This is a genomic window from Streptococcus sp. KR, assembly GCF_002238115.1.
GTDB lineage: Bacteria > Bacillota > Bacilli > Lactobacillales > Streptococcaceae > Streptococcus.
The window spans coordinates 1-1,702 of the sequence record NZ_NGVM01000057.1; the positions used below are offsets into that span (position 1 = coordinate 1).

Sequence of the window (1,702 nt, forward strand, 5' to 3'; positions counted from 1 at the left end):
CGTCGATTATTTTATCCCATTCGGACTTGTCGTGACCTTTTAAGCGCTTCTCTAAGTCGGCACGATAGTAGGCATCCCCATCTTCCGATAGCATCATATCCCTAGAAGCTTTATTGAAGTTCAGAACCCCTGCGAATTTCAATACCTCCTTAAATGATAATATATTTTCCACCCTAAAAGAAAGAGAATGACAGCTAACGAACAGAACACTATTTGCTGGAACAAATGCTCTAGAACAGTTTTTTTCATTTGTTCTACAACCGCATATAATCGCTTTTTAGCTTTCTCCGAACGTTGTTCCCAAACGGTCACTGAAGAACCTGTGTTACTTTCAATCACAGCTTGATTTTCACTTGCTAATTTCAAATATCTCCCAGCATGATACAACCGCTTTTCCCCATTTAACCAACTAATTTCAACACTCTTGTCTCCTTGTAATCGATTATTGTAACTGATGGATACCGCTTGATTCTCAGAAGAAATCTTACTTTCAATTTGATTATAGTCATCCACCACATAGATAAGGCCGATGTTCTTTCCATTTTCTTTTGAGGGCACTAGATGAATATGCTTATCAAGAGCATGCCAATCCTGATTATTTTTATCTTGAATCAATTGAACCATACTACTATTCACATCCATCTTAGAAAATGAAATATATTGGTAGATCGGCTTCAAAATGAACAATAAAAAATAAACAAGCAAAACGAGTGAACAAAAGATAAATTTGTTTTTATTTCTCATTTACTTCTCCAAAGCAACTTCTTCTTAACAAAATATTCTTAAGAATTGTTTCATGCCAACCTTCCTTTATAAAACTATTACCTCATCGTTCCATTTGTTATTCTGTTCTCCATATATCTTTAACGCTCACTTCTCCCCAATTATCTGGGCTAAAACGACTAGAGTAGATAGTGGTCCAGTCTTTAAGGACTTTATTACGGAGTACATTATCTGCTTCCTTGCGAATCTCATCGACAGTCTTTCCATGCTCCACTAGAAAGGCTTCTATTTGAGATTGCTGAAAATATCCTGTACTCTCATCATCATAGTACCACATAAACCGTTCTAATTGCTGATTGTTTACATCGTACTGGTAATCTACATTTATGGTTGTCTCTGTATCTGGCAGTCTCAAACGCATTTCTATCCCAACTTTCGTCATCTCCTGAAATCCAAAATAAAAATAATAACCTAGAGAATGAATAGTGTTTGGTAAATTTACACTTTTATAATCAATAGAATGTTTATATAAATCTTGAGATCCATTATCGATAATTTTTAACCCTTTTAACTTATAAAAAGCTCGTCCTTTCCAGAGAAATGTATAATTGTGATAATCACTTTCTTCGTAGTATATTTCATCAAAAATATTGTGAACTCTCTGATATTTATAATACTGAAAACCAGAGAAAGATAATAATAGAACTATTAGCAACGAAAAAATTGCAAATTTCCTCTTCTTCATCTAATCACCTCATCTCTATCAAGTCTTGATTACCTGCTTCAATATTTCGAATGAAATTATAAGTACTTGGGTAATTTTTTTGTAGCTTATCTACGGTATCTTTTTCTAGTAAAATTCCTCAACACAACCAGTTGTTCATACAGCATTGTGTTGAGCAAGAAGCTTCTTTCTCTGGGAAACTATCCATACAAAGTCTGATACATCTTTTCCATGAAATCCTCAAGCTCTTTTTGA

2 protein-coding genes are annotated in these 1,702 nt (G+C 34.1%); both read right to left on the bottom strand.

The genetic code is table 11. From position 1 onward, the window contains the following. Positions 1-138 precede the first annotated feature (138 nt). Positions 139-744 (bottom strand): hypothetical protein, encoded by a 606-nt coding sequence (locus CBI42_RS10705; protein ID WP_094753961.1) that lies wholly within the window; start codon positions 742-744, stop codon positions 139-141. 97 nt (positions 745-841) lie between these two features. After that, complete coding sequence (locus tag CBI42_RS10710) at positions 842-1,468, bottom strand: TipC family immunity protein (protein WP_094753962.1); 627 nt, start codon at positions 1,466-1,468, stop codon at positions 842-844. Positions 1,469-1,702: the final 234 nt, after the last annotated feature.